Annotated in this window: 18 protein-coding genes; 8 read left to right on the forward strand and 10 right to left on the reverse strand. The window is 62.4% G+C overall.

Annotated elements, in window-relative coordinates:
• Window positions 1-145 precede the first annotated feature (145 nt).
• The 8 genes from KI241_RS11020 to KI241_RS11055 all read left to right on the forward strand — a co-directional run bounded on the left by KI241_RS11020 (window position 146) and on the right by KI241_RS11055 (window position 8,729).
• Entirely contained in the window at window positions 146-1,057 is a 912-nt protein-coding gene (locus tag KI241_RS11020) for a dihydrodipicolinate synthase family protein (RefSeq protein ID WP_042728656.1), read from the forward strand.
• Window positions 1,050-2,567 carry an aldehyde dehydrogenase gene (locus tag KI241_RS11025; protein WP_212803685.1) on the forward strand — a complete coding sequence of 506 codons (1,518 nt, stop codon included), beginning with the start codon at window positions 1,050-1,052 and terminating at the stop codon, window positions 2,565-2,567. The genes KI241_RS11020 and KI241_RS11025 overlap by 8 nt, the downstream gene beginning before the upstream one ends.
• Window positions 2,564-3,910, forward strand: coding sequence for an FAD-binding oxidoreductase (locus KI241_RS11030; protein WP_047735495.1), 1,347 nt, complete (start codon window positions 2,564-2,566; stop codon window positions 3,908-3,910). Before KI241_RS11025 ends, KI241_RS11030 begins: the two co-directional genes overlap by 4 nt.
• 71 nt (window positions 3,911-3,981) lie before the next feature.
• Window positions 3,982-4,830 carry a glycine betaine ABC transporter substrate-binding protein gene (locus KI241_RS11035; protein WP_042728653.1) on the forward strand — a complete coding sequence of 283 codons (849 nt, stop codon included), beginning with the start codon at window positions 3,982-3,984 and terminating at the stop codon, window positions 4,828-4,830.
• A 77-nt stretch (window positions 4,831-4,907) separates the two neighbouring features.
• Window positions 4,908-6,026 (forward strand): glycine betaine/L-proline ABC transporter ATP-binding protein, encoded by a 1,119-nt coding sequence (locus KI241_RS11040; RefSeq protein ID WP_212803686.1) that lies wholly within the window; start codon window positions 4,908-4,910, stop codon window positions 6,024-6,026.
• Window positions 6,023-6,871 (forward strand): ABC transporter permease subunit, encoded by an 849-nt coding sequence (locus KI241_RS11045; protein WP_212803687.1) that lies wholly within the window; start codon window positions 6,023-6,025, stop codon window positions 6,869-6,871. The genes KI241_RS11040 and KI241_RS11045 overlap by 4 nt, the downstream gene beginning before the upstream one ends.
• Window positions 6,868-7,719, forward strand: a complete 852-nt coding sequence (locus KI241_RS11050; RefSeq protein WP_042728651.1) for an ABC transporter permease subunit — start codon at window positions 6,868-6,870, stop codon at window positions 7,717-7,719. The genes KI241_RS11045 and KI241_RS11050 overlap by 4 nt, the downstream gene beginning before the upstream one ends.
• 11 nt (window positions 7,720-7,730) lie before the next feature.
• On the forward strand, window positions 7,731-8,729 hold the full coding sequence (locus tag KI241_RS11055; protein ID WP_212803688.1) for a 4-hydroxyproline epimerase: 999 nt from the start codon (window positions 7,731-7,733) through the stop codon (window positions 8,727-8,729).
• Window positions 8,730-8,780: 51 nt separating this feature from the next.
• Here the strand turns inward: KI241_RS11055 and KI241_RS11060 are convergent, their stop codons facing one another.
• The 10 genes from KI241_RS11060 to KI241_RS11105 all read right to left on the reverse strand — a co-directional run bounded on the left by KI241_RS11060 (window position 8,781) and on the right by KI241_RS11105 (window position 20,243).
• Window positions 8,781-9,209, reverse strand: coding sequence for a DUF1810 domain-containing protein (locus KI241_RS11060; protein ID WP_212803689.1), 429 nt, complete (start codon window positions 9,207-9,209; stop codon window positions 8,781-8,783).
• A gap of 246 nt (window positions 9,210-9,455) precedes the next feature.
• Window positions 9,456-11,087: a diguanylate cyclase gene (locus KI241_RS11065; protein WP_042728648.1), complete on the reverse strand. Its 1,632-nt coding sequence runs from the start codon at window positions 11,085-11,087 to the stop codon at window positions 9,456-9,458.
• A gap of 118 nt (window positions 11,088-11,205) precedes the next feature.
• The gene (locus KI241_RS11070) at window positions 11,206-11,802 is read right to left on the reverse strand and encodes a cytochrome c3 family protein (protein ID WP_042728647.1); all 597 of its coding nucleotides are present in this window, start codon (window positions 11,800-11,802) and stop codon (window positions 11,206-11,208) included.
• A 9-nt stretch (window positions 11,803-11,811) separates the two neighbouring features.
• On the reverse strand, window positions 11,812-12,300 hold the full coding sequence (locus KI241_RS11075) for a nitrate reductase cytochrome c-type subunit (protein ID WP_042728646.1): 489 nt from the start codon (window positions 12,298-12,300) through the stop codon (window positions 11,812-11,814).
• Window positions 12,301-12,311: 11 nt separating this feature from the next.
• Entirely contained in the window at window positions 12,312-14,816 is a 2,505-nt protein-coding gene (gene napA, locus KI241_RS11080) for a nitrate reductase catalytic subunit NapA (RefSeq protein WP_042728645.1), read from the reverse strand.
• Complete coding sequence (locus tag KI241_RS11085) at window positions 14,813-15,073, reverse strand: chaperone NapD (protein WP_042728644.1); 261 nt, start codon at window positions 15,071-15,073, stop codon at window positions 14,813-14,815. The genes napA and KI241_RS11085 overlap by 4 nt, the downstream gene beginning before the upstream one ends.
• A 35-nt stretch (window positions 15,074-15,108) precedes the next feature.
• Window positions 15,109-15,276, reverse strand: a complete 168-nt coding sequence (napE, locus tag KI241_RS11090) for a periplasmic nitrate reductase, NapE protein (protein ID WP_042728643.1) — start codon at window positions 15,274-15,276, stop codon at window positions 15,109-15,111.
• A gap of 247 nt (window positions 15,277-15,523) precedes the next feature.
• Window positions 15,524-16,222, reverse strand: coding sequence for an outer membrane beta-barrel protein (locus tag KI241_RS11095; RefSeq protein ID WP_042728642.1), 699 nt, complete (start codon window positions 16,220-16,222; stop codon window positions 15,524-15,526).
• A gap of 74 nt (window positions 16,223-16,296) precedes the next feature.
• A complete protein-coding gene (locus tag KI241_RS11100; protein ID WP_042728641.1) occupies window positions 16,297-16,770 on the reverse strand; it encodes an SRPBCC family protein in 474 nt (157 codons plus the stop codon).
• Window positions 16,771-16,826: 56 nt separating this feature from the next.
• Window positions 16,827-20,243, reverse strand: a complete 3,417-nt coding sequence (locus KI241_RS11105; protein ID WP_212803690.1) for a beta-ketoacyl synthase N-terminal-like domain-containing protein — start codon at window positions 20,241-20,243, stop codon at window positions 16,827-16,829.
• Window positions 20,244-20,268: the final 25 nt, after the last annotated feature.

Consider the following 20,268-nt stretch of genomic DNA (forward strand, 5'->3'; position numbering starts at 1 on the left):
TAACTGAAAGATGTGCGCTGGTCAGTTTAGGTTTTTATTTTCATTAATCGGTCCCGTTCACACGGGGAATTTATATCGTGCGCCGCCGGACTTGGCTCGAGGCGCTTGTTGATACTTCCGGCCATTTGAAATCGGAGAAACCGTCTTGAGATTCGAAGGTATTTATACACCGGCGGTGACGCCGCATACGCCCGATGGCGATATCGACTGGAATGTGTTCGATGACGTTCTGGAGTCGCTGGTCGAGGCGAAAGTACACGGCATTATTATTGGCGGCTCGACCGGCGAATATTATGCGCAGACCGCTGAAGAGCGTCTGGAACTGGCCGCCCGGGCCAAGGATGTCATCGGCTCGCGGGTTCAACTGATCATCGGCACCGGCGCCATCCGTACCGAAGACGCGGTGTTGTTCGCCAAGGATGCCAAGGCCATCAAGGCTGACGCGATCCTGGTCACCACGCCGCCCTATGCGCTGCCGACCGACCAGGAGAACGCGATCCACGCGTTGACCATCGACCGTGCGGCAAACCTGCCGATCATGCTTTACAACTACCCAGGCCGCATGTGCGTGCAAATGAACGAGGATTATCTCGCTCGCGTGGGTAAGTCGAAGAATGTCGTCGCCATCAAGGAAAGTTCCGGTGACATGGGCCGGGTTCACTTGTTGGCGCGGGAGTTTCCGCATATCGCGTTGTCGTGTGGCTGGGACGATCAGGCCCTGGAGTTCTTTGCCTGGGGTGCGCGCAGTTGGGTGTGTGCCGGTTCCAACTTCCTGCCCAGGGAACATGTCGCGTTGTATGAAGCCTGTGTGTTGGAAAAGAACTTTGATAAAGGCCGCCAGATCATGTCGGCAATGATGCCGCTGATGAATGCACTGGACGGTGGAAAGTTCGTGCAGTCAATCAAGTTCGGCTGCGAATTGAATGGATTGAAAGTAGGTGATGTGCGTGCGCCACTGCGTCCGTTGAATGCGGGTGATAAACGAAGTCTGCAAACCGTTATCGCCAACGTGAAACGCACCGTCGCACACATTACCTCGGGAGCCAACCATGCGTGATCTGCTTACTGCGGCTGAATATGCCGCTATCGCCAAATCCATTTCATTTGCGTCCAATGCGTTTATCGACGGGGCTTTCAAACCGGCGATTGGCGGCAAGACATTTGCCACCCATAACCCCGCCACCGGCGCATTTCTCGCGGACATCGCCGCCTGCACCGTCGAGGATGTCGACTACGCGGTGAGCAAGGCCCGGGAAGCGTTCGAGGACGGGCGCTGGAGGCTGTTGGCGCCGGGCGAACGCAAGGCCGTGCTGTTGAAGTTCGCCAAGTTGCTGGAGGACAACCGTCACGAATTGGCGGTGCTGGAAAGCCTCGACAGCGGCAAGCCTGTGCGCGAGTGCCAATGCGTGGATGTGCCGGACACGATTCACACCCTGCGCTGGCACGCTGAAGTCATCGACAAGCTTTACGACCATACCGCCCCGGTGGGCAATGATGCCCTGACCATGGTCGTGCGCGAGCCGATCGGGGTGGTGGGGTGTGTGCTGCCCTGGAACTTCCCGCTGCTGATGCTCGCCTGGAAAATCGGCCCGGCGCTGGCCGCCGGCTGCTCGGTGATTGTCAAGCCGGCCGAGCAGACCACACTCACCACGTTGCGCGTCGCCGAGTTGGCGTTTGAAGCGGGCGTTCCAGCCGGTGTGCTGAACATCGTGACGGGCACCGGCAAGGACGTTGGCGAACCCATCGGCCTGCACAAAGACGTCGATATGGTCAGTTTCACCGGTTCCACCGCCACCGGCCGCCGCTTCCTGCATTACGCCGCCGACTCCAACCTCAAGCGCGTGGTGCTGGAATGCGGCGGCAAGAACCCCGCCGTGGTGATGGATGACGCCGAGGACCTGGACCTGGTGGCCGAACAAGTGGTCAACGGCGCCTTCTGGAACATGGGCGAGAACTGCTCGGCAACGTCGCGCCTGCTGGTGCACGCATCGGTCAAGGATGAACTGCTCCAACGCATGGGCGCCTACCTCAATGAGTGGAAGATGGGCGATCCCCTCGACCCGCACAACCGCGTGGGGGCCTTGGTCAGCACTGATCATTTCGAGAAAGTGAAGTCGTACCTCGACTACGCGAACGGCGACAAGCTCGCCGTCGTGTACGGCGGCGACACCCAGGATGGCGCCTTCGTGCAGCCGACCGTGATCGACGGCGTCGACCGTGACAGCCGCTTGTTCCAGGAAGAAATTTTCGGCCCGGTGTTGTCCGTGACCTCGTTCACGTCGATCTGCGAAGCCATCGCCCTGGCCAACGACACGGCCTACGGCCTGGCGGCGTCGGTGTACACCGGCAGCCTGCGCAAGGCGATCAAGCTGTCACGGGAGATTCGCGCCGGCATCGTCACCGTCAATTGCTTCGGTGAAGGTGACGCCTCGACGCCGTTCGGCGGGTACAAGGAGTCGGGGTTCGGTGGTCGGGACAAATCGGTCTTCGCCCATGACCAGTACACCGAGATCAAGACCATCTGGATCGATGTGTCCGATCGGTCGGTTGACGAGACCGTAAAATGAGCGCCCATACCATCAAGCGTCTACCGGTAGACACCGGCGTCTCGGGTTGGGAGGCCATTTCGACGCGCTCGACGCCCGTGCGCATGCTTGATGGGCAGGTGACCGCCGATTGGGTGATCATCGGCGCCGGTTTTGCCGGCCTTTCCGCCGCACGCAGGCTGTCGCAGCTGCGCCCGGGCGAGCGCATCGTGGTGCTGGATGCGCACGAAGTGGCGAAGGGGCCCGCCGGCCGGAACTCAGGCTTCATGATCGACGTGCCGCATAACCTGTCGTCGGGCGAGTACTCCGTGGCTGGTGAGTCGGCCACCGCCCTGGAGATTGCGCAAAATCGGTTTGCGATCGATTTTGCCTCCCAGGCCGCGCATGAATACGGCATGAGTGCGCACACGTTCGATCCTTCCGGCAAGATCAACGCGGCGGCCACCGAGCGCGGGCTCAAGCTCAATGACAACTACGCCAAGTCGCTGCATGGTATTGGCGAGCGGTATGAGTTGTTCGATGCCGCGCAGATGCGCGAAATCACTGGTTCGACTTACTACCACGGCGGGTTGTACACCCCCGGCGCGGTCATGATCCAGCCGGCGCAATACATCCGCGACCTGGCGGCCGGGCTGGCGGACAAGGTGACGCTGCTGGAGCGCTCGCCAGTCATCGAGTTGTCCAGGACCGGCGGCGACTGGGTCGCTCGCTCGCATCGCGGTACCGTCACTGCGCCCAAGGTGATTCTGGCGGTCAACGGCCATATCGAGGATTTCGGCCACTTCAAGGGCCGCCTGTTGCACGTGTTCACCTACGCGTCGATGACGGCCGGCTACCGGGATGAGCAGTTCGACAAGACGCTGCCCGGCAGGGACCGGTGGGCGTTGCTGCCGGCCGATCCCATGGGCGCCACGCTGCGCAAGATAACCTCGGACGGTTTGTCGCGAATCGTCATCCGGACCAAATTCACCTACGACCCTAGCATCCAGGTAACCCCCAAGCGGGTCGCGGCCGTTGCGCAAGAGCAGCGGCACTCGCTGGACCTGCGCTTCCCTGAATTGAAGGACACGCCGTTCGAATTCAGTTGGGCGGGGCGGCTCTGCCTGAGTCGCAACAGCGCACCGGCGTTTGGCGAAATTGAACCGAACCTCTACAGCGCTTGCTGTGAGAACGGCCTGGGCACCGTCAAGAGCACCCTGGCCGGGGTCATGGCCGCTGAGTTGGCCACGGGCACCGACTCGAAGTTCCTTGAGAGTTTCAGTCATGCCCCGGGGCCGAGCAGGCTGCCGCCCAGGTTGTTGACGCAATGGGGGGTGCGCTCGGTCATTCGTTGGCAGGCATTCAAAGCGGGAAAAGAAGGTTGAAGCAGTTGTAAAAAAAGAAGCGGCTTTCAAAAGCCGGAGCCAGTTCCATAAACGTAGAACGGGGAAACGCCATGAACAAGATCTGGAAGACAGTCTGCGCCGTCGCCATCGCCGGCATGATGAGTCTGCAAGCTCACGCTGAAGAAAAGACCATCACCATGGGGACGATGAACTGGGAGGACCTGACGCCCATCACCGGTATCACCAAGAAGGTGCTCGAAGACTCCGGCTACACCGTGAAAGTCGTCGAGTTTTCCGAGTGGGGCATTGCCTACGCGGCGTTGACCAAGGGTGACGTCCAGGTGCTGGCGTCCCAGACCGACTATGCAGCCTCCGACTACTGGAACAAGAACAAGAACAAGCTCGAAAAACTGTCGCCGGTGTCCTTCGGCCTGTACCAGGGGCTGGCCGTACCGAGCTACGTCGACATCGATTCGATCGACCAGTTGAACGCCAACGCGGACAAGTTCGGCGGCAAGATCATCGGCATCGAACCCGGTTCGGGCCTGATGAGCGACGCCACCAACGTGGTCAAGGCCTACGACCTCAAGCTCAAGTTGATCGAGGGCAGCACCTCGGCCATGACCGCCGCACTGAAGTCGGCTGTCGACCGCAAGGAATGGGTTGCAGTGACCGTCTGGGATCCGTCCTGGATGACCAAGAAATTCGACCTGAAATTCCTCAAGGATCCAAAAGCGATCTTCCCACCGCTGCAAGGCTACTACTGGATTGGCCACAAAGGCTTTGCCGAAGCCAACCCTCGTGCGCGTGAACTGATGGCCAGTGTCTATGTGCCGATTGCCGACATCACCTCGATGAACGCCGAGGTCAAGGACGGCAAGACCATGGAGCAGGCCGTGAAGGGTTGGACCGACAGCCACAGCGATCTGTTGAAGCGCTGGGGAAACATCAAGAACTGATACGCCTTGCGTGCTTGCCACTGCCGCCCTTTGATTAATGAGAGAAGCCGGTACGAACCGGCTCGATGGGTTACGAAATGACAACGGCCAAAATAGACACTCACGAAGTGCTGGTGGATTGCCAGTCGGTCTGGAAAATCTTCGGTAAGAGCGCGCCCGCGGCGATCGATGCGGTCGCCCAGCGCGGACTCACCAAGACCCAGATACTGCAAGAATACAGCTGCGTAGTCGGCGTCTCGGATGTCAGTCTCCAGGTTCGGCGTGGAGAGATCTTCTGCATCATGGGGTTGTCTGGCAGTGGTAAATCCACGCTGATCAGGCTGCTCAACAAACTCATCACCCCCAGCGCGGGCAAGGTCCTGGTCAAGGGCAAGGACCTGTCTGCGTTGTCACCCAAGGCGTTGCGCGAGGTGAGGGCGCGGCACATCGGCATGGTCTTCCAGAGCGTGGCCCTGTTGCCGAACCGCACCGTGCTGGAAAACACCGCCTTTGGCCTGGAGGTCCAGGGCGTCGGCAAGGCCGAGCGCTACAAGGTGGCCGAGCGGGCGCTGGCGAAGGTGGGGTTGAGTGAGTGGGCTTCGCGCTATCCGACCGAACTGTCCGGCGGGATGCAGCAGCGGGTCGGCCTGGCCCGGGCGATCACCGCCGACCCGGAAGTGATCCTCATGGACGAGCCGTTCAGCGCGCTCGACCCGCTGATTCGCCGCCAGTTGCAGGACGAGTTCCGCCAACTGACCAAGGACCTGGGCAAGTCGGCGGTCTTCATCACCCACGACCTGGACGAGGCGATACGCATCGGCGACCGCATCGCGATCATGAAGGACGGTGTGATCATCCAGGTCGGCACGGCCGAAGAGATTGTCTTGAACCCGGCCGATGACTACGTGGCCGAGTTTGTCGCCGGCATTTCCCGGCTGCACCTGGTCAAGGCGCATTCGGTGATGACGCCGGTGGAGCCGTTCAAGGCGGCCAATCCCGGTTGTGATATCGCCAAGCTGGCCAAGACCACGCCGGACGCGGACATCGATGAGTTGATCGGCCTGACCATGAAGTCCGAGCGCGATGCCCTGGCGGTGGTCGATAACGGCGTGGTGGTTGGCGTCATTACACCCCGTGACTTGCTGCGTGGCGTGCAGGGTACTGCTAGCGAGTTCATTGCACCGTCGGCCGTCGATGCGCTGGAGGCGGCGACATGAGTACACCTGATTTCTCCGGCCAGTTCGACGCGGCCATCGACGCCACCCTGGAGTGGTTGTCGGAGCATGGCGAGTTTCTTTTCGACGCTGCCAACGGGGCACTGACCAGTGTCTACAAAGGTGTGCTGTGGTGCATCGCGTACCCGCCGTCCTGGGTTGTCGCGCTGATCGTGGCCCTGGTCGGCTGGCGAATGATCGGTGCGCGTTTTGCGCTGCTGGCAGGCCTGGCGCTGATGTTCTGCGCCTTGATCGGCCTGTGGCCGGAAACGGTCAGCACCCTGGCCCTGGTGCTCACCGCGACGGTGCTGGCCTTGCTGGTGGCCATCCCCCTTGGGGTTGTCGCCGGCCTGACCCCGGCGTTCGATCGCGTGGTGGACCCTTGCCTTGACCTGGTGCAGACCATGCCGCCGTACATCTACCTGTTGCCGGCGATTGCGCTGCTCGGCTACGGGCCGGCCACGGCGCTGCTGGCGACGTTCATCGTCGCGGTGCCGCCGGCCATGCGGTTGACCTCGCTGGGCATCCGCATGACGCCCAACGAGTTCATCGAACTGGGCAATGCCAGCGGCGTCACCGGCCTGCAGATGTTCTTCAAGATCCGCTTGCCGTTCGCCATGCCCAGCATCATGGCCGGGGTCAACCAGAGCCTGATGATGGCGTTCGGCATGGTGGTCATCGCCGGCATCGTCGGTTCGGGCGGGTTGGGCGAAGCCATCTACGGCGCGGTGCGCACGTTGGACATCGCCAAATCCATCAACGCCGCCATCGCCATCGTGATCCTCACCATGATTCTCGATCGTCTCGCGCAGGCCGCCGCCCGTACGCGAGTGGGAGACAGCCAATGAGTATGTCGGACATGCGTTTTTCACCGGGCCAATTCCTTGCGCCCGGCGTGGATTGGCTGAACGCCAACCTGCACGGTCTGTTTGTCGCCATCAGCCAGGTCGTCGAAGCGGTACTGGGCTTTGTCGAGCATGCGCTGCTGGCACCGCACCCCTATGTGCTCATCGGCATCGTCGTGGCCGCAGCGTTCTTTTTCGCCAATCGGCGGGTGGCGCTGTTTGCCGCGTTGATGTTGGCGTTCTGCCTGTTTTCCGGCCTGTGGGTGGCGTCCATGCAAACCATCGCGCTGGTCTCGGTGGCGGTGCTGATCTCGGTGTCGGTGGCGTTCCCGTTGGGCGTCCTGGCCGCTCGGGTGAAGAAAGTCGAGGACGCTTTCCTGCCGATCCTGAACATCATGCAGACCGTGCCGCCCTGGGTGTACCTGATCCCGGCGGTGATGCTGTTCAGCCTCGGGCGTGTACCGGCGATCATCGCGACGATTGTCTACGGCATCCCGCCGATGCTCAGGCTCACCACCCTGGCCTTCAAGCAACTGCCCAAGGACCTGCTCGAACTGGGCCAGGCATCGGGGGCTTCGCCTCGGGACATCCTGTTCAAGATCGAACTGCCCACGGCGGCGCCAACCCTGTTGGTTGGCCTGAACCAATGCATCCTCATGTCCCTGGCCATGGTGGTCCTGGCGGGGTTGGTGGGGGCCGGTGGCCTGGGGGCCGAAGTGACCCGGGGCCTGTCCCGGATGGAGATGGGCCTGGGGCTGCGGGCTGGCCTGGCCATCGTCGCGGTCGCCTTGCTGATGGACCGACTGTCACGTGGGGCGTTGCAGCGTCACGCGCCGGCCAAACTGGTTTAGGAGGAGCCTGCATGAGACGCAGTTTTTTCTGTATCGATTCCCACGCCTGCGGCAACCCCGTGCGCGTGGTGGCCGGAGGCGGGCCGCTGTTGCCCGCCGTTTCCATGGCCGAGCGCCGGGAGATATTTGTCCGCGACCACGATTGGGTGCGCACGGCGTTGATGTTCGAGCCCCGGGGCCACGACATCATGTCCGGCGTGATCATCTATCCCTCAGTGCGGGACGATTGCGACTTCGGCGCGCTGTTCATCGAAGTCAGCGGCTGCCTGCCGATGTGCGGTGCCGGCACCATTGGGCTGTCGACGGTGGTCATCGAAGAGGGTCTGATCGTTCCTCGCGTACCGGGCACCCTGGCCATCGAAACGCCGGCGGGCCGGGTCGATGTGGCGTATACGCTGGAGGGCGAGACGGTCGATGCGATTCGGTTGTTCAACGTCGCCAGTTACCTGCACAGCGCTGATGTATCGGTCGAGGTCCCCGGTGTCGGCGTGCTCACGGTGGACATCGCCTATGGCGGCAACTTCTACGCGGTGGTCGAACCCCAGGCGAACTGGGCAGGCTTCGACGGGTTGAATGCCGCGGATATCGTCGGCCTGAGCCAGAAACTTCGCGATGCCCTGGCGGACATCTGCGACCCCGTCCACCCCGAGAACAGCCGGATCCGCGGCGTCCACCACATCATCTGGTGCGATGCGCCGCACAACGCCACAGCCGATGGTCGCTGCGCGGTGTTCTACGGCGATAAAGCCATCGACCGCTCGCCCGGCGGCACCGGCACTTCGGCCAGGATGGCTCAGCTGTTCGGCAAGGGCCGCTTGAAGGTCGGCGACACGTTCCGCAACGAAAGCCTGATCGGCACGGTATTCGAAGGGAAGGTCGAAGCCGCCGTCGCTGTCGGCGCCTTCGCCGGCATCCGGCCGAGCATCAGTGGCTGGGCACAGATCATTGGCCACAACACGATCTTCGTCGACGACAAGGATCCGCTGGCCCATGGGTTTCAGTTGGCCTGAGGACGAAAAGGCCGAGGTTGGGTGTCGGTTTGTGCTTTCGATGCCCAGCCGTTAGACGCCGTTTTTTTCTTGCTTGTGCAGCATCTCCAGTGTTCGCACATCGACACTCACCGTGCTGTCCAGCGCCCGCGCATACACGGAGCCCGCTTCGGCAGCGGCGCGGAACAGCGTCATGCACGACGCGAACTTCATGGCATCGAGCTCCCCCAGCAGTCGCTGGACCGGCACTGACGAGTCCAGCACGGTGCGAGTCGCCCGTTCCAGACGCGGTCCCAGCAGGGGGTGCTGCAGGTAATCGCGCGCTTCTTCAATGTCCCGCAGCCCATAGTAGGCGGCGTTTTCACTGCGACCCAGGCCGCGCAGTTGGGGAAAGATGAACCATATCCAGTGGCTTTGCTTGCGCCCGCGCTCAAGCTCAGCCATGGCGGTTTCAAAGGTGGAGGTTTGGGCCTGGACGAAACGTTCCAGTGATTCAGTCATGGGATGCCCCCCGCAGGCAAGTTAATCCCGGTCAGTTAAGCGGATCCCTGAAGAACACACAAACCGTGGCGAGGGAGCTTGCTCCCGCTGGGCTGCGAAGCGGCCCTCCTATCTACTCTGACACCTCGCGATATCAATCGTGTCCAACAGGGGCCGCTTCGCGTCCCAGCGGGAGCCAGCTCCCTCGCCACCAGGCATTGCTCGGCCGTGCAGGCCTTGGTTACAGCCGCTCAGCCTCGAGGCCCGTCAGCGCAGCTCCAACGCCTCATGAAACTTCGCCTGGGACTTGCCCGCACGCTTGGCCCGATAAAGGGCTTCATCAGCCTGGGCCAGGGCTTCGCTGAACGCGCCGCCGGTCCATAGGGCGCCGCCGATGCTGCAGCCGATCTGGAGCGTTTCTCCGGCCAGCAGCATCGGTTCGGCCAGTTTGGCAACGATGCGCTGGGCGGCGCCCTGGATGTTGGTCAGGGTTTCTCCCGAGCGCAGGCGCAGCAGGAGGACGAACTCATCGCCGCCATGGCGCACGGCGATGTCGCCGTCGCGCACCGTTGTGAGGAGGCGATTGCCGACTTCCTGCAGCAGCGCGTCGCCCATGGCATGGCCGAAGCGATCGTTGACGGGCTTGAACCCGTCGAGGTCCAGGCATAGCACGCCGAAATCAGGCCGCTCGCCGCTTTCGCTGGCCACTGCCTCGACGTATTTGTCCAGCGCCGCCCGGTTGGGCAAGCCGGTGACGGTATCGCGGTAGGCCATGCCTTCGGCCACGGCCAGTTGGCTTCTTTTTCGGGTCAGGCTGTCGACGAGGTGGCGGATCGCGAGGCTCAACGTCTCGACCTCACGGCTGCCCTTGAGCAGCGGGATGCGCACGTCAGCGCCTTGGGACAGGCGCGCGGCCGCATCGGCGATCTGGTTCACCGGCCCGGTGATGATGCCTGCCACGAACCAGCCAACCAACGCGAATACCACCGAAAGCACGATGCCCCAGATCAGGATCTCATCGCGCAACTGATGCGCTTCGGCAAAGGCTGCGTCGGCCGGCTGTCGGGTAATGACCGTCCAGCCCAGGCCACGGTAGTCGTCAACGCCGGTGCTCTGGGCGAAACCGGCCAGGTAGAGGTTGCCGTCCTGCCAGCGCGCCACCGACCAGTTTTGTCCGCTGCCGTCGTCGAGCTGGATGCCCAGGGGCTTGCCGATCATCGCCTTGGGACCCAGCAGCACGGTGCCGTCCTTGCTGACCACCAGGAACTCCAGGCCAGGTAAGCGCTTCTGCAACGGCTCGAACAGGGATCGGCCAACCTCGGCGGCCCACTTCCAGGACAGGTGGGTCGCCAGCACGCCCATGAACTGGCCGGCGTTGTCACGGACCGGCATGCTGATGTCGACGAACTTCATCGCTTCGCCAGAAGGGTTGGGCAGCAGCTTGGCCAGCATGACCGCGTCGTGGACGTCGCCGATGAAGGTTGTGTCCTTGCCTTGGAGGAAGACCGGGCGCGCCGAAATGTCCGCGCCTTCCAGCAGTTTGTCGGTGGAGGCCACCACCGTGCCGTGCGCGTCGGTCAGGCCGATCCACGAGTAGCTGGGAAACTGGTCGCTGAGGTGGTTGAGCAGCGACCGGGCCTCGCCGGTGTTCGCCGGGTCGCGCAGGGCTTGCAGCTGGCTCAGGACCGTGAGCGACTTGGAGCGACTGCTCATGTCGCGGTCCAGGCGATCGATCATCGAGTAGGCGTACTCGCTCAACTGCAGCCCGTTGTGCTCCTTGAGCCTGGAGATGGAGGACTCGCCGATAGCGGCCCCGAACAGGCAACTGAGGACCAGCACAACCGAGGCCACTGCGATGGCGAAGCGCGCCCGGAGGCTGTTGAAAGGAAGGAAATGCATCGTTTGTCGCCATGGATTGAGTCGCAAAGCCAGGGTCCTTGGCGTTTTATTTCGCTTATCGTCGCAGAATTCCTTGATCTAGGGTACTGGGTGGTCGGTTGTAGACCTTTGAGGGCCGCTACCAGCCTTTCACGCCGCTCATGTCCGGCAGTTTGTGGGCGATGCCTTTGTGGCAGTCGATGCAGGTGGCTTCGCCATTGGCCAGTGACGTCGAGTGCATGGCGGCGGCTCGCTTGCCCTGGCGGGTGAAATCCATGAATTCGAAGTTGTGGCAGTTGCGGCACTCACGTGAATCGTTGGCCTTGAGCCTGTCCCATTCGTGTTCGGCCAGCTCGCGGCGCATGGCGAGGAATTTGTCGCGGGTGTCGATGGTGCCGAAGAGCTTGCCCCAGACCTCTTTGGACGCCTGCATCTTGCGTGCGATCTTGTGCGTCCATTCGTGGGGAACGTGGCAATCCGGGCAACTGGCGCGTACGCCTGAGCGATTGGTGTAGTGGATCGTGTCCTTGAGTTCGACGAAGACGTTGTCGCGCATTTCATGGCAGGAGACGCAGAACGTCTCGGTGTTGGTGGCCTCCAGCGCGGTGTTGAAACCGCCCCAGAAGATGATCCCGGCGACAAACCCTCCCAGCGTCAGGAAACCCAGGCTGTAGTACAGGCTGGGGCGACGCAGGACACCCCAGTAATCCTTGAGCAGGGCGAACAGTGCTTTCATGTTGCCTCCTCAGGGCTTGCGGGTGGCCGCGTTGGCGTCGTCTTGCAGGATCTTGTCGATGGTCTCGAACGTGTTGCCCACCAGCGGCTTGGCATCGGTCTGCGGCACGTGGCACTGGTTGCAGAAGTACCGGCGCGGTGAAACGGCCGCCAGGGCCTGGCCGTCGCGGTCCATGTAGTGGGTGATGCTGATCATGGTTGCCTGGGTCCGTGCGCTGTTGGCACGGCTGTGGCAGGTCAGGCATTTGTTGCCGTTCTTGTCGATCTGGTAACCGCGAATGGTGTGGGGGATGGTCGGCGGTTGGTCGGGGTAATTGCGTTCGCGCTTGAGGTCTTTGTTTTCTTCCTCGGCGATGGGAGGCGCCGGCAGGCTTTGGGAGAGGGTGCCACCGGGACGGCGGCCGTCCATCGCGGGTGCGTCCAAGGGGTAATCGACGTCGGCGGCGATCGCGATCCCCATGATCGCGAGCAGGAGCAACGGCAGGGTGCGAAAAAGCATGACGGTTCTCCTCAGGCCACGCTGATCAACTCGATGCGTATCGCGCATTTTTTATAGTCGGTCTGCTTGGAGATCGGGTCGGTGGCATCGAGCGTGACTTTGTTGATCAGCTTGTTGGCATCGAAAAACGGCACGAAGACCAACCCCTGGGGCGGTTTGTTGCGACCGCGGGTTTCGATGCGGGCGCGGATCTCGCCGCGACGGCTGACCAGCTTCACTTCGCTGCCGCGACGCGCCTTCAGAGCCTTGGCGTCGTCGGGGTGCATGTAGACCAATGCATCCGGCACGGCCTTGTGCAGCTCTTCGACACGCTGGGTCATGCTGCCGGTGTGCCAATGTTCAAGGACGCGGCCGGTGGACAGCCAGAACGGGTAGTCGGCGTCCGGGGCTTCGGCGGGCGGCTCGTAGGGCAGGGCGAAGATGATCGCTTTCTTGTCCGGGTAGCCGTAGAACTGCACCCCACTGCCTTTCTCCACATAAGGGTCGAGCCCTTCGCGGTAGCGCCAGCGGGTTTCCTTGCCCTCGACCACCGGCCAGCGCAGCCCACGTTCGCTGTGGTAGCGGTCGAAGGTCGCCAGGTCATGCCCGTGGCCGCGACCGAACTGGGCGTACTCCTCGAACAGCCCTTTCTGCGGGTAGAAACCAAAGGCCTTGGCTTCATCGTTCTTGTAGCCGGCCTCCATCTGTTCGACGGGAAACTGGTCGACCTGGCCATTCCTGAACAGCACTTCGAAGAGGGTCTTGCCCTTGAGTTCGGGGGCCTGGGCCAGTAGTTCGGCGGGCCAGGTTTCATCGGTGGTGAAGCGCTTGGAAAATTCCATCAGTTGCCACAGGTCCGAGCGGGCATCGCCCGGCGCGCTTACCAACTGGTGCCAGAACTGGGTGCGCCGTTCGGCGTTGCCGAAGGCACCTTCCTTTTCCACCCACATGGCGCTGGGCAGGATCAGGTCGGCGGCCTGGGCGGAAACGGTCGGGTAGACGTCGGAAACGATCATGAAATTGTCCGGGTTGCGCCATCCCGGCAGCACTTCCTGCATGATGTTCGGCCCGGCCTGCATGTTGTTGCTGGCCTGGGTCCAGCAGACATTGAGCACACTGTCCTTGAGCATGCGGCTTTGTTCCACCGCGTGGAAACCGGGCTTTTCCTGGAGGGTGCCGGCGGGCAGCTTCCAGATTCTTTCGGCGGTGGCGCGGTGCTTGGGGTTGGTCACCACCAGGTCGGCAGGCAAGCGATGGGAGAATGTACCCACCTCCCGTGCCGTACCGCAGGCCGATGGCTGGCCCGTCAGCGAGAAGGGACTGTTGCCCGGTTCGCTGATCTTGCCGGTGAGCAAATGGATGTTGTAGATCAGGTTGTTGGCCCACACCCCGCGCGTGTGCTGGTTGAAGCCCATGGTCCAGAACGATACGACCTTGCGCTTGGGGTCGGCATACAGCTCGGCAAGGCTTTTCAGGCGCTCGGCGGGAACCCCGGTTTCCCTGGCGGTGCGCTCCAGCGTGTAGGGCTTGACGAAGGCGGCGTACTGCTCGAAGGAGATGTCCGTCCAGGTGTTGGCCTTGGTGGCGTTGGCGGCTTTCTGCTCCCTTGGATCGTCGGGGCGCAGGCCGTAGCCGATGTCATCCGCGCCCTTGGCGAAGCGGGTGTGCTTGCTGATGAAATCCTGATTGACGGCGCCGCTTTCGATGATGTGATTGGCGATGTAGTTGAGGATCATCAGGTCGGTTTGCGGCTTGAACACCATGGGAATATCGGCGAGTTCGAAGCTGCGGTGCTCGAAGGTGGACAGCACCGCGACTTTCACGGTCGGCTGGCTGAGGCGCCGGTCGGTGACCCGACTCCAGAGTATCGGGTGCATCTCGGCCATGTTCGAGCCCCAGAGCACGAAGGCGTCGGTGGCTTCGATGTCGTCGTAGCACCCCATCGGCTCGTCCGCGCCAAACGTACGCATGAAGCCCATCACCGCCGAGGCCATGCAGTGACGAGCGTTGGGGTCGATGTTGTTGGAGCGCAAGCCTGCCTTCATCAGCTTGTTGGCGGCGTAGCCTTCCCATACCGTCCATTGCCCGGAACCGAACATGCCGACCGAGCCGGGACCTTTGTCTTTCAGGGCCTGCTTGAATTTCAACGCCATGATGTCGAAGGCCTTCTCCCAACTGATCGGTTGGAATTCGCCTTGTTTGTCGTACTGGCCGTTCTTCATGCGCAGCAGCGGCTGGGTCAGGCGGTCGGAGCCATACATGATTTTCGACAGGAAATAGCCCTTCACACAGTTCAGCCCGCGATTGACCTCGGCCTTGATGTCGCCGTGGGTGGCGACCACCCGGTTGTCCCGGGTCGCGACCATGACGCTGCAACCGGTGCCGCAGAACCGGCAGGGTGCCTTGTTCCAGTCCAGGGTGACCATGTCGGCTTCGGTCACCAGGTTGCTGGCCGACGTCATGATCGGAAGACCGGCAGCGGCGGCGGCAATGGCGGCGGCCTGGGACTTGACGAACGCTCGGCGGGTCAGGCTCATTCGGGGTCACCTTCGGGTTCGAGGAGCTCGTGATAGATCAGCGCGGCATTGAGAACGCCTGGCAGGCTGTTGATTTGTTGAATGCGCTGCAGAATCTGGTCTTCATCCACGGCCTCCAGCACCACCACCAGTTTTCCGGCAGCACTTTGCTGATGAATTTCCAGGCCTTCGAGCAAGCACAGGTTCGCCTTGACCGCTTCGAACAACGAGGGCCGGGCGAGTACGACAAGACTGGCAATGTGCAGGGCTTCGTCCATGAACGGGCTCCAGCGCGTTGAGCAAAAGTCATCCGTCAGTTAGGCGGACCGGGCGGGCCGTAGAGCATCTGGAAAAACCAGACGAGAAACCCGTAGCCGCCGACGATGGCGACCGATAACAACGGAAAAAGACAGACAACAAGGAACAGGAACAGCCGAGTTTCCTTGCGGCGTTCGGGTTTGCGATCTTCAGCCAATGACATGGGCAATCTCCAGCCGACCTGGATTGATACTAGCCCATGATGTTTGTGTGGTTTATTGGGTCGGTATTATCCGACCAGCGGTCAGAAGGCTGTGGAGCCGCCCGCAATTTCGATACCTGGCCCAAAAAACGGTGGGAGTAAACCTGCTCGCGAAAGCGGTCGATCAGCCAGCAAACCAGCCAGCTGAACCAACGCCTTCGCGAGCAGGCTCACGCCCACCAAGGGGACTTTGGTGTTCGGTGTCGGCTTACAACCAGTAACGCAGGCCGAGCATCAGGGACTGGGCCTTGTACTCGGTTTTCACATCACCCTGGGGCAGGTTCTGGATGTCGCCGAAATGGGCTTCACGCGTCTTGAAGTAGCGGTAGTCCAGGGACATGGACCAGTGCTCGGCGAGTTCGAAACCGACCCCGGCACCGAGTTGGTAGGCCGGGACCGTGTCGCGGTGGCTGTTGCCGAACTGGACGCCGCCGGCTTCCAGGCCGCTGATGGTCAACACCGCATAGCCCAGGCCGCCGCCGACGTAAGGCGTGACCCGGTTCAACGGCGCTGGCAGGTTCGAGACGTCGTACCAGAGGTTGGCCATCAGGCTGCTGGCTTCCTCTTTCCCTTCGCCGTCGATGCTGCCGCCGCCTTCATAGACCCGGTGATTGAACTGGGTCAGGGTGTTCTTGCGGTAGCTCAGTTCCAGTTCGGGTCGCAGCCCGATCGGCAAGCCCCAGCCCAGCGCCAACCCGGTGGCGTAGCCGGAATGCAGCGGTTGGTTGTATTGCATCTCGACGAAATCGAGGTCGTTCTGGTTGAGGTCCTGGTCGGCGACCCAGTTCAGGCCACCCATGGCACTGACATAAGGGCCAAGCGTATCAGCGAAACTGGACGCGGGGGCGATCAGGCCCAGGCCGATGATGCCCATGACGAAAGAGTGAGTGGTTTGCTTTAGGTTCATGCTCGATCCGAAGTGTTCTGTGATTGAAAAGTCAACGAAGCGTGTCCGGGGACCGGCGCACGGCCCCGGCGTACTCATACGAGGTGCAGGTGCGCTGCGGTTTTCTCGGCCGGGCTTTGGGAGGCGTTCGTCCGCTGTTCAGCCAGGGAGCAGAGGTTGTCCAGCGCCTTGGTCATCGCCGCCGTCAGTGCTTTGCGTAGCAGCCCCCGGTAGAGAAAGCTCAATGGACCGGAGATCCTCGCGCTATGGATGACATGGGTCTCTTCGGCGCAAAGCCTGCGCATCCGATGATCGAACTCAAGGTCGATCCACAGCAGCTTCGCGGTGTTGCGGTAGCTCTCGTGCAGGCTCACAGCCTCCAGTTTCAGGGGCATGTTCAACCCGTTCTTGAGAACACATTTGCCGTGCGTCCCGGCCTGGAATGGACCCTCGAGTTCGCAGTGGCGAACGTCGGTGTCCCACAGCGGCGCTTGGGAGAAATCGCTCCAGATCTTCCAGATCTCGGAAGGCGGCGATTTGACTACGATTTGCACGTTTACATCGTTCACGGCGTCACCTTGGTTGGGGGCTCGATGAGGTTCAGGGAAGCGGTCATTCAACGTTCTCAGGCGGCGGGCGCGGACTGGCTCAGCACCTGGGCGGTGATGCTGGCCTGACCGATTTTTTCGCCACGGTTGAACAGGCCGATGTAGATGCGGTTGGTCTTGAACGACCGCAACTGCGCATCGAACCCGGGTTGTGGCGCCAGCGACAGCGGACTGTTGCGCGCAATGGGCCGCTCCAGGGTGAAGCTCAAGGCCAGCAGGTTCATGGGGGTCTTGAGCGGGATATGCAGGTGACTGTGGGCAATCTGCATGTAGCATTGGCGGGCCACTTCGAGGAAATACACCATCGAATGGTGGTGCGGATCGCCCTCATGGAAGAAGTGCCGGTCCGGCAGTTCCACCGTGTCCACGCTCAAGCCCTGGGCGATCCCGCTCATCTCACTGACGATGACGTTTTCTGCGCGAGCCTTGTGCAGCAGCGCCTTGTCGCGGCAGGGCGCGGCGGTGAACGCCACGGCCGGCGAGGTCTCGAACGCCGAGCTGTGGGCCATTTCGAGCACGCAGGTGCACATCAACTGGCCGCCCTGCATGACTTTGGCGGTGAACGCCTGCGCATCCTGGCCCTGTTCCAGGTGCAATTGAATCGGCGTTTCTTTTTGCACGTACTGCTGGAACTTGATGCTCAGGCGTTTGATGTAGGCGGCGCGGCCACCCGGCGGCGTGGCGAGTTCGAGCAATTGCAGCACGCCTTCGATCAACAGGATGCCGGGGACGTGGTCCAGCGGGTGATCGAAGAAGTAAGGGTGGGCCTCGTTGACCACCAGCTGCGCCTGCAAGGCATGCGGACCTCGCCGGACGTCGGCGATCACGATATTTTCCTCGCGACGCGGCCGCAGCGCCGGACGCTGGGCGTCAGCCCCCCGGTGCAGGGCGAAGAGGCCTTCCATGGCGCGGACCCGGACCCGTAGCCCGGTCAGCAGCGTGCTGGTGAGCATGTCGCTGAGCTGCAACACATCGACACCGTCGTGCTGCGGCTCGCGCACCAGGTTGACCGGCCGCACGGGTGGGATGAGTTGCTGCAGTTCGTGGGACGCTGAATGGGCGAACCGCAGCATGAACGGCAATTTGATGGGGGCGGTCGTGGCGTCTGCGCCCTGGTGCCATTCGCGAAGTTTTTCGGTGAACAACCACATCACTGTCTTGCCGGCGTCGCGCACCTCGATCACGGTGTGGCTCGCCTTGCGCAACATCACCGCCAACAGGGTTTCGATGCCCGTGGCTTCAGCCAGGAAACCGGTCATGTCCCGCAGCGAATCCTGTGCAGGCGCTGGATCAGGTTGCAGTTCGCAGACCTCGACATGGGGGTATTGATCGCGCGGCTTGCCGGCCAGGCGGCAGGCTTCGTCCAGCGAACGGGCAGCGTGGGCCAGCACGGCCGCGCGAATCACCAGCAAGGGTTTTTCGCGGGCGCCTGCCTGATGACGGCGCAGGGCAAATACACCCAGCCCTTCACCTTGCAAGACCGGGGAGCGCTGGGCCCGTTCGACCTCGATCTCGCCGCTGATAAAGCGTCCGGCCCCGAGCAGCAGCGTGGTGATGCCGTCGTTGAACCATTGCGGGGAAGCCAGCAGGGTTTGCCAGAACAGGCCCGTGGTGCCCACCAGGGTCTGATGGAAACCCCTGAAGTCAAAGATCTGCGCCGGGTACCCGGACAGCATGTTCGGCAGCATGGTTGCCACGTCCGTGACCTCGACACCCGGTGGCGTCCTTTCGGCATGGCCGTAGAAATGATGGGCGCTGCTGTACGCGTTGCTGAAACGCTCGCCGCCCATGTTGCAGCACATGACCATCGCCGTGTCGGGCGAGCCGGCGACACCTGGCAGGCGGCGCAGCAGGTGATTGACGCGGTCGGTGATCAACAACTTGAACGGATCGACATGGGCCAATGGCTTGGGGCCCATGCCGAAACCGTCGATGTCGATGAGCTGGTCTCGGGCAAGGAATTTCCCCTGCAGCAACGGTTGCTCGGGCGTCACGGTGTAATCCACGAAACGCCCGTAGGGGAACACCACCGAAGGGGCCGCCGGCTGGTCGAACTGTTGCTGGAAGGCGTGCAAGGAACTGTGGCTGCCCAGCGCGGCTTCGGCTTCGACAATCGCAAGGTCCAGCATCAGCACGCCGGGAGCAACCCGAGGGGCGGCGAGCGCGTGGCCGGGCACGTACTCATCCACCACCAGGTGAGCGTTGGCCCCGCCAAAGCCGAAGCTGGAAATGCCGACGCGGATCGCCGAGGAGCGCTCCGCCAGCGGCTGCACCTGCCCGGTGGCAAGCCGCAGGCACGTCTCGTCGACCTTGGCACTGGGGCGGTAGCCAGGTTGGGGAGGAATGCCTTTGTGGCGCAGGATCATCAAGGCCTTGGCCAGCGAAGGACCCCCGGCGGCCGCCAGCGGGTGGCCAATGACCGACTTGATCGAGCCGATGGTGATTTTCCGGTCGTCGGGGCGGTGGCCTGCGAAGAAACTGTTCAGCGAAGCCAGCTCGGTGGCATCACCCAGCGGGGTGCCGGTGCCGTGGGTTTCGATGTAGTCGACGTCGCTCGGGTCGAGGTCCGCGTAGGCGCGCTGGTAAGCGGTGAACTGCGCCTGTTTTCCGGGCGCGAACACTGAGCCTTCGGCGCCGTCGGCGGACAATCCCAGGGCCCGCAGGACCCCCAACGGTTGGCGCTGGGCAAGCAAGGCCTGGGCGACGGGCTCGACCAGAAAGGCTACCGCGCACTCGCCCGGCACGATGCCGTCGGCATCCTGGCCGAAGGCTTCCATTTGGGCGCGGGCAGAGAAGGCCGTCAGTTGAGAGAAGCCGAGGAACAATGCCGGCGGCAATACCGTGTTGAGTGCCATGACGATGGCGTTGTCGGCCTGTCCACTGTTGACCAGCGCCTGGGCCATGTCGATGGCGTAGGGAAACGAACTGCAAGCGGTGTCGACTGACAGCGCCGGGCCGCCCAGGCCAACCGCCGCGGCGAGTTCCGCCACCTGTTCGCCCGGCGTATAGCCTTGCTCTGCAGCGGCTTTGGCGGCCATGCCGCTGACGAAGAAGCTCTCGTCGCTCCAGGACGTCGCCACCACCAGGGCCGTGCGCTCGCGGGCCAGGGTCGAACCTTGAGCGGCGAGTTGGCCGAGCAGTGTCTGGAGGACTTTCTGACCGATAGCGACTTGTCGCCCTTCATGTCGCGAAGGGGTTTCGGGGGCATCGGTCAGGCAAAAGGCGCTGTCCAGGTAGACGCGATTGCGTTCCCCCGGTTTTGCCGAATAGATCGACGCCTTGTCCAGTTCCCAACGGGCCGGCATCGATTCGATGGGCGCTATCTGCCCCTGGGACAGCAGGTGCCAGAGCGCGTCGATGGACGACGCCCCGGGAAATTCACCGGCCATCGCACTGAAGCAGAAATCGCCTGCTGTGGTCACTGCGCCACTCATACCTTGTCTCCTGATCGCCAAAATG

Source organism: Pseudomonas sp. Cab53 (assembly GCF_018325965.1).
GTDB lineage: Bacteria > Pseudomonadota > Gammaproteobacteria > Pseudomonadales > Pseudomonadaceae > Aquipseudomonas > Aquipseudomonas chlororaphis_E.

Bases quoted from the DNA above. Each gene is read 5' to 3' on its own strand.
- KI241_RS11025 (WP_212803685.1), top strand. From the start codon at position 1,050: ATGCGTGATCTGCTTACTGCGGCTGAATATGCCGCTATCGCCAAATCC.
- KI241_RS11030 (WP_047735495.1), top strand. From the start codon at position 2,564: ATGAGCGCCCATACCATCAAGCGTCTACCGGTAGACACCGGCGTCTCG.
- KI241_RS11035 (WP_042728653.1), top strand. From the start codon at position 3,982: ATGAACAAGATCTGGAAGACAGTCTGCGCCGTCGCCATCGCCGGCATG.
- KI241_RS11040 (WP_212803686.1), top strand. From the start codon at position 4,908: ATGACAACGGCCAAAATAGACACTCACGAAGTGCTGGTGGATTGCCAG.
- KI241_RS11045 (WP_212803687.1), top strand. From the start codon at position 6,023: ATGAGTACACCTGATTTCTCCGGCCAGTTCGACGCGGCCATCGACGCC.
- KI241_RS11050 (WP_042728651.1), top strand. From the start codon at position 6,868: ATGAGTATGTCGGACATGCGTTTTTCACCGGGCCAATTCCTTGCGCCC.
- KI241_RS11055 (WP_212803688.1), top strand. From the start codon at position 7,731: ATGAGACGCAGTTTTTTCTGTATCGATTCCCACGCCTGCGGCAACCCC.
- KI241_RS11060 (WP_212803689.1), bottom strand. From the start codon at position 9,209: ATGACTGAATCACTGGAACGTTTCGTCCAGGCCCAAACCTCCACCTTT.
- KI241_RS11065 (WP_042728648.1), bottom strand. From the start codon at position 11,087: ATGCATTTCCTTCCTTTCAACAGCCTCCGGGCGCGCTTCGCCATCGCA.
- KI241_RS11070 (WP_042728647.1), bottom strand. From the start codon at position 11,802: ATGAAAGCACTGTTCGCCCTGCTCAAGGATTACTGGGGTGTCCTGCGT.
- KI241_RS11075 (WP_042728646.1), bottom strand. From the start codon at position 12,300: ATGCTTTTTCGCACCCTGCCGTTGCTCCTGCTCGCGATCATGGGGATC.
- napA (WP_042728645.1), bottom strand. From the start codon at position 14,816: ATGAGCCTGACCCGCCGAGCGTTCGTCAAGTCCCAGGCCGCCGCCATT.
- KI241_RS11085 (WP_042728644.1), bottom strand. From the start codon at position 15,073: ATGGACGAAGCCCTGCACATTGCCAGTCTTGTCGTACTCGCCCGGCCC.
- napE (WP_042728643.1), bottom strand. From the start codon at position 15,276: ATGTCATTGGCTGAAGATCGCAAACCCGAACGCCGCAAGGAAACTCGG.
- KI241_RS11095 (WP_042728642.1), bottom strand. From the start codon at position 16,222: ATGAACCTAAAGCAAACCACTCACTCTTTCGTCATGGGCATCATCGGC.
- KI241_RS11105 (WP_212803690.1), bottom strand. From the start codon at position 20,243: ATGAGTGGCGCAGTGACCACAGCAGGCGATTTCTGCTTCAGTGCGATG.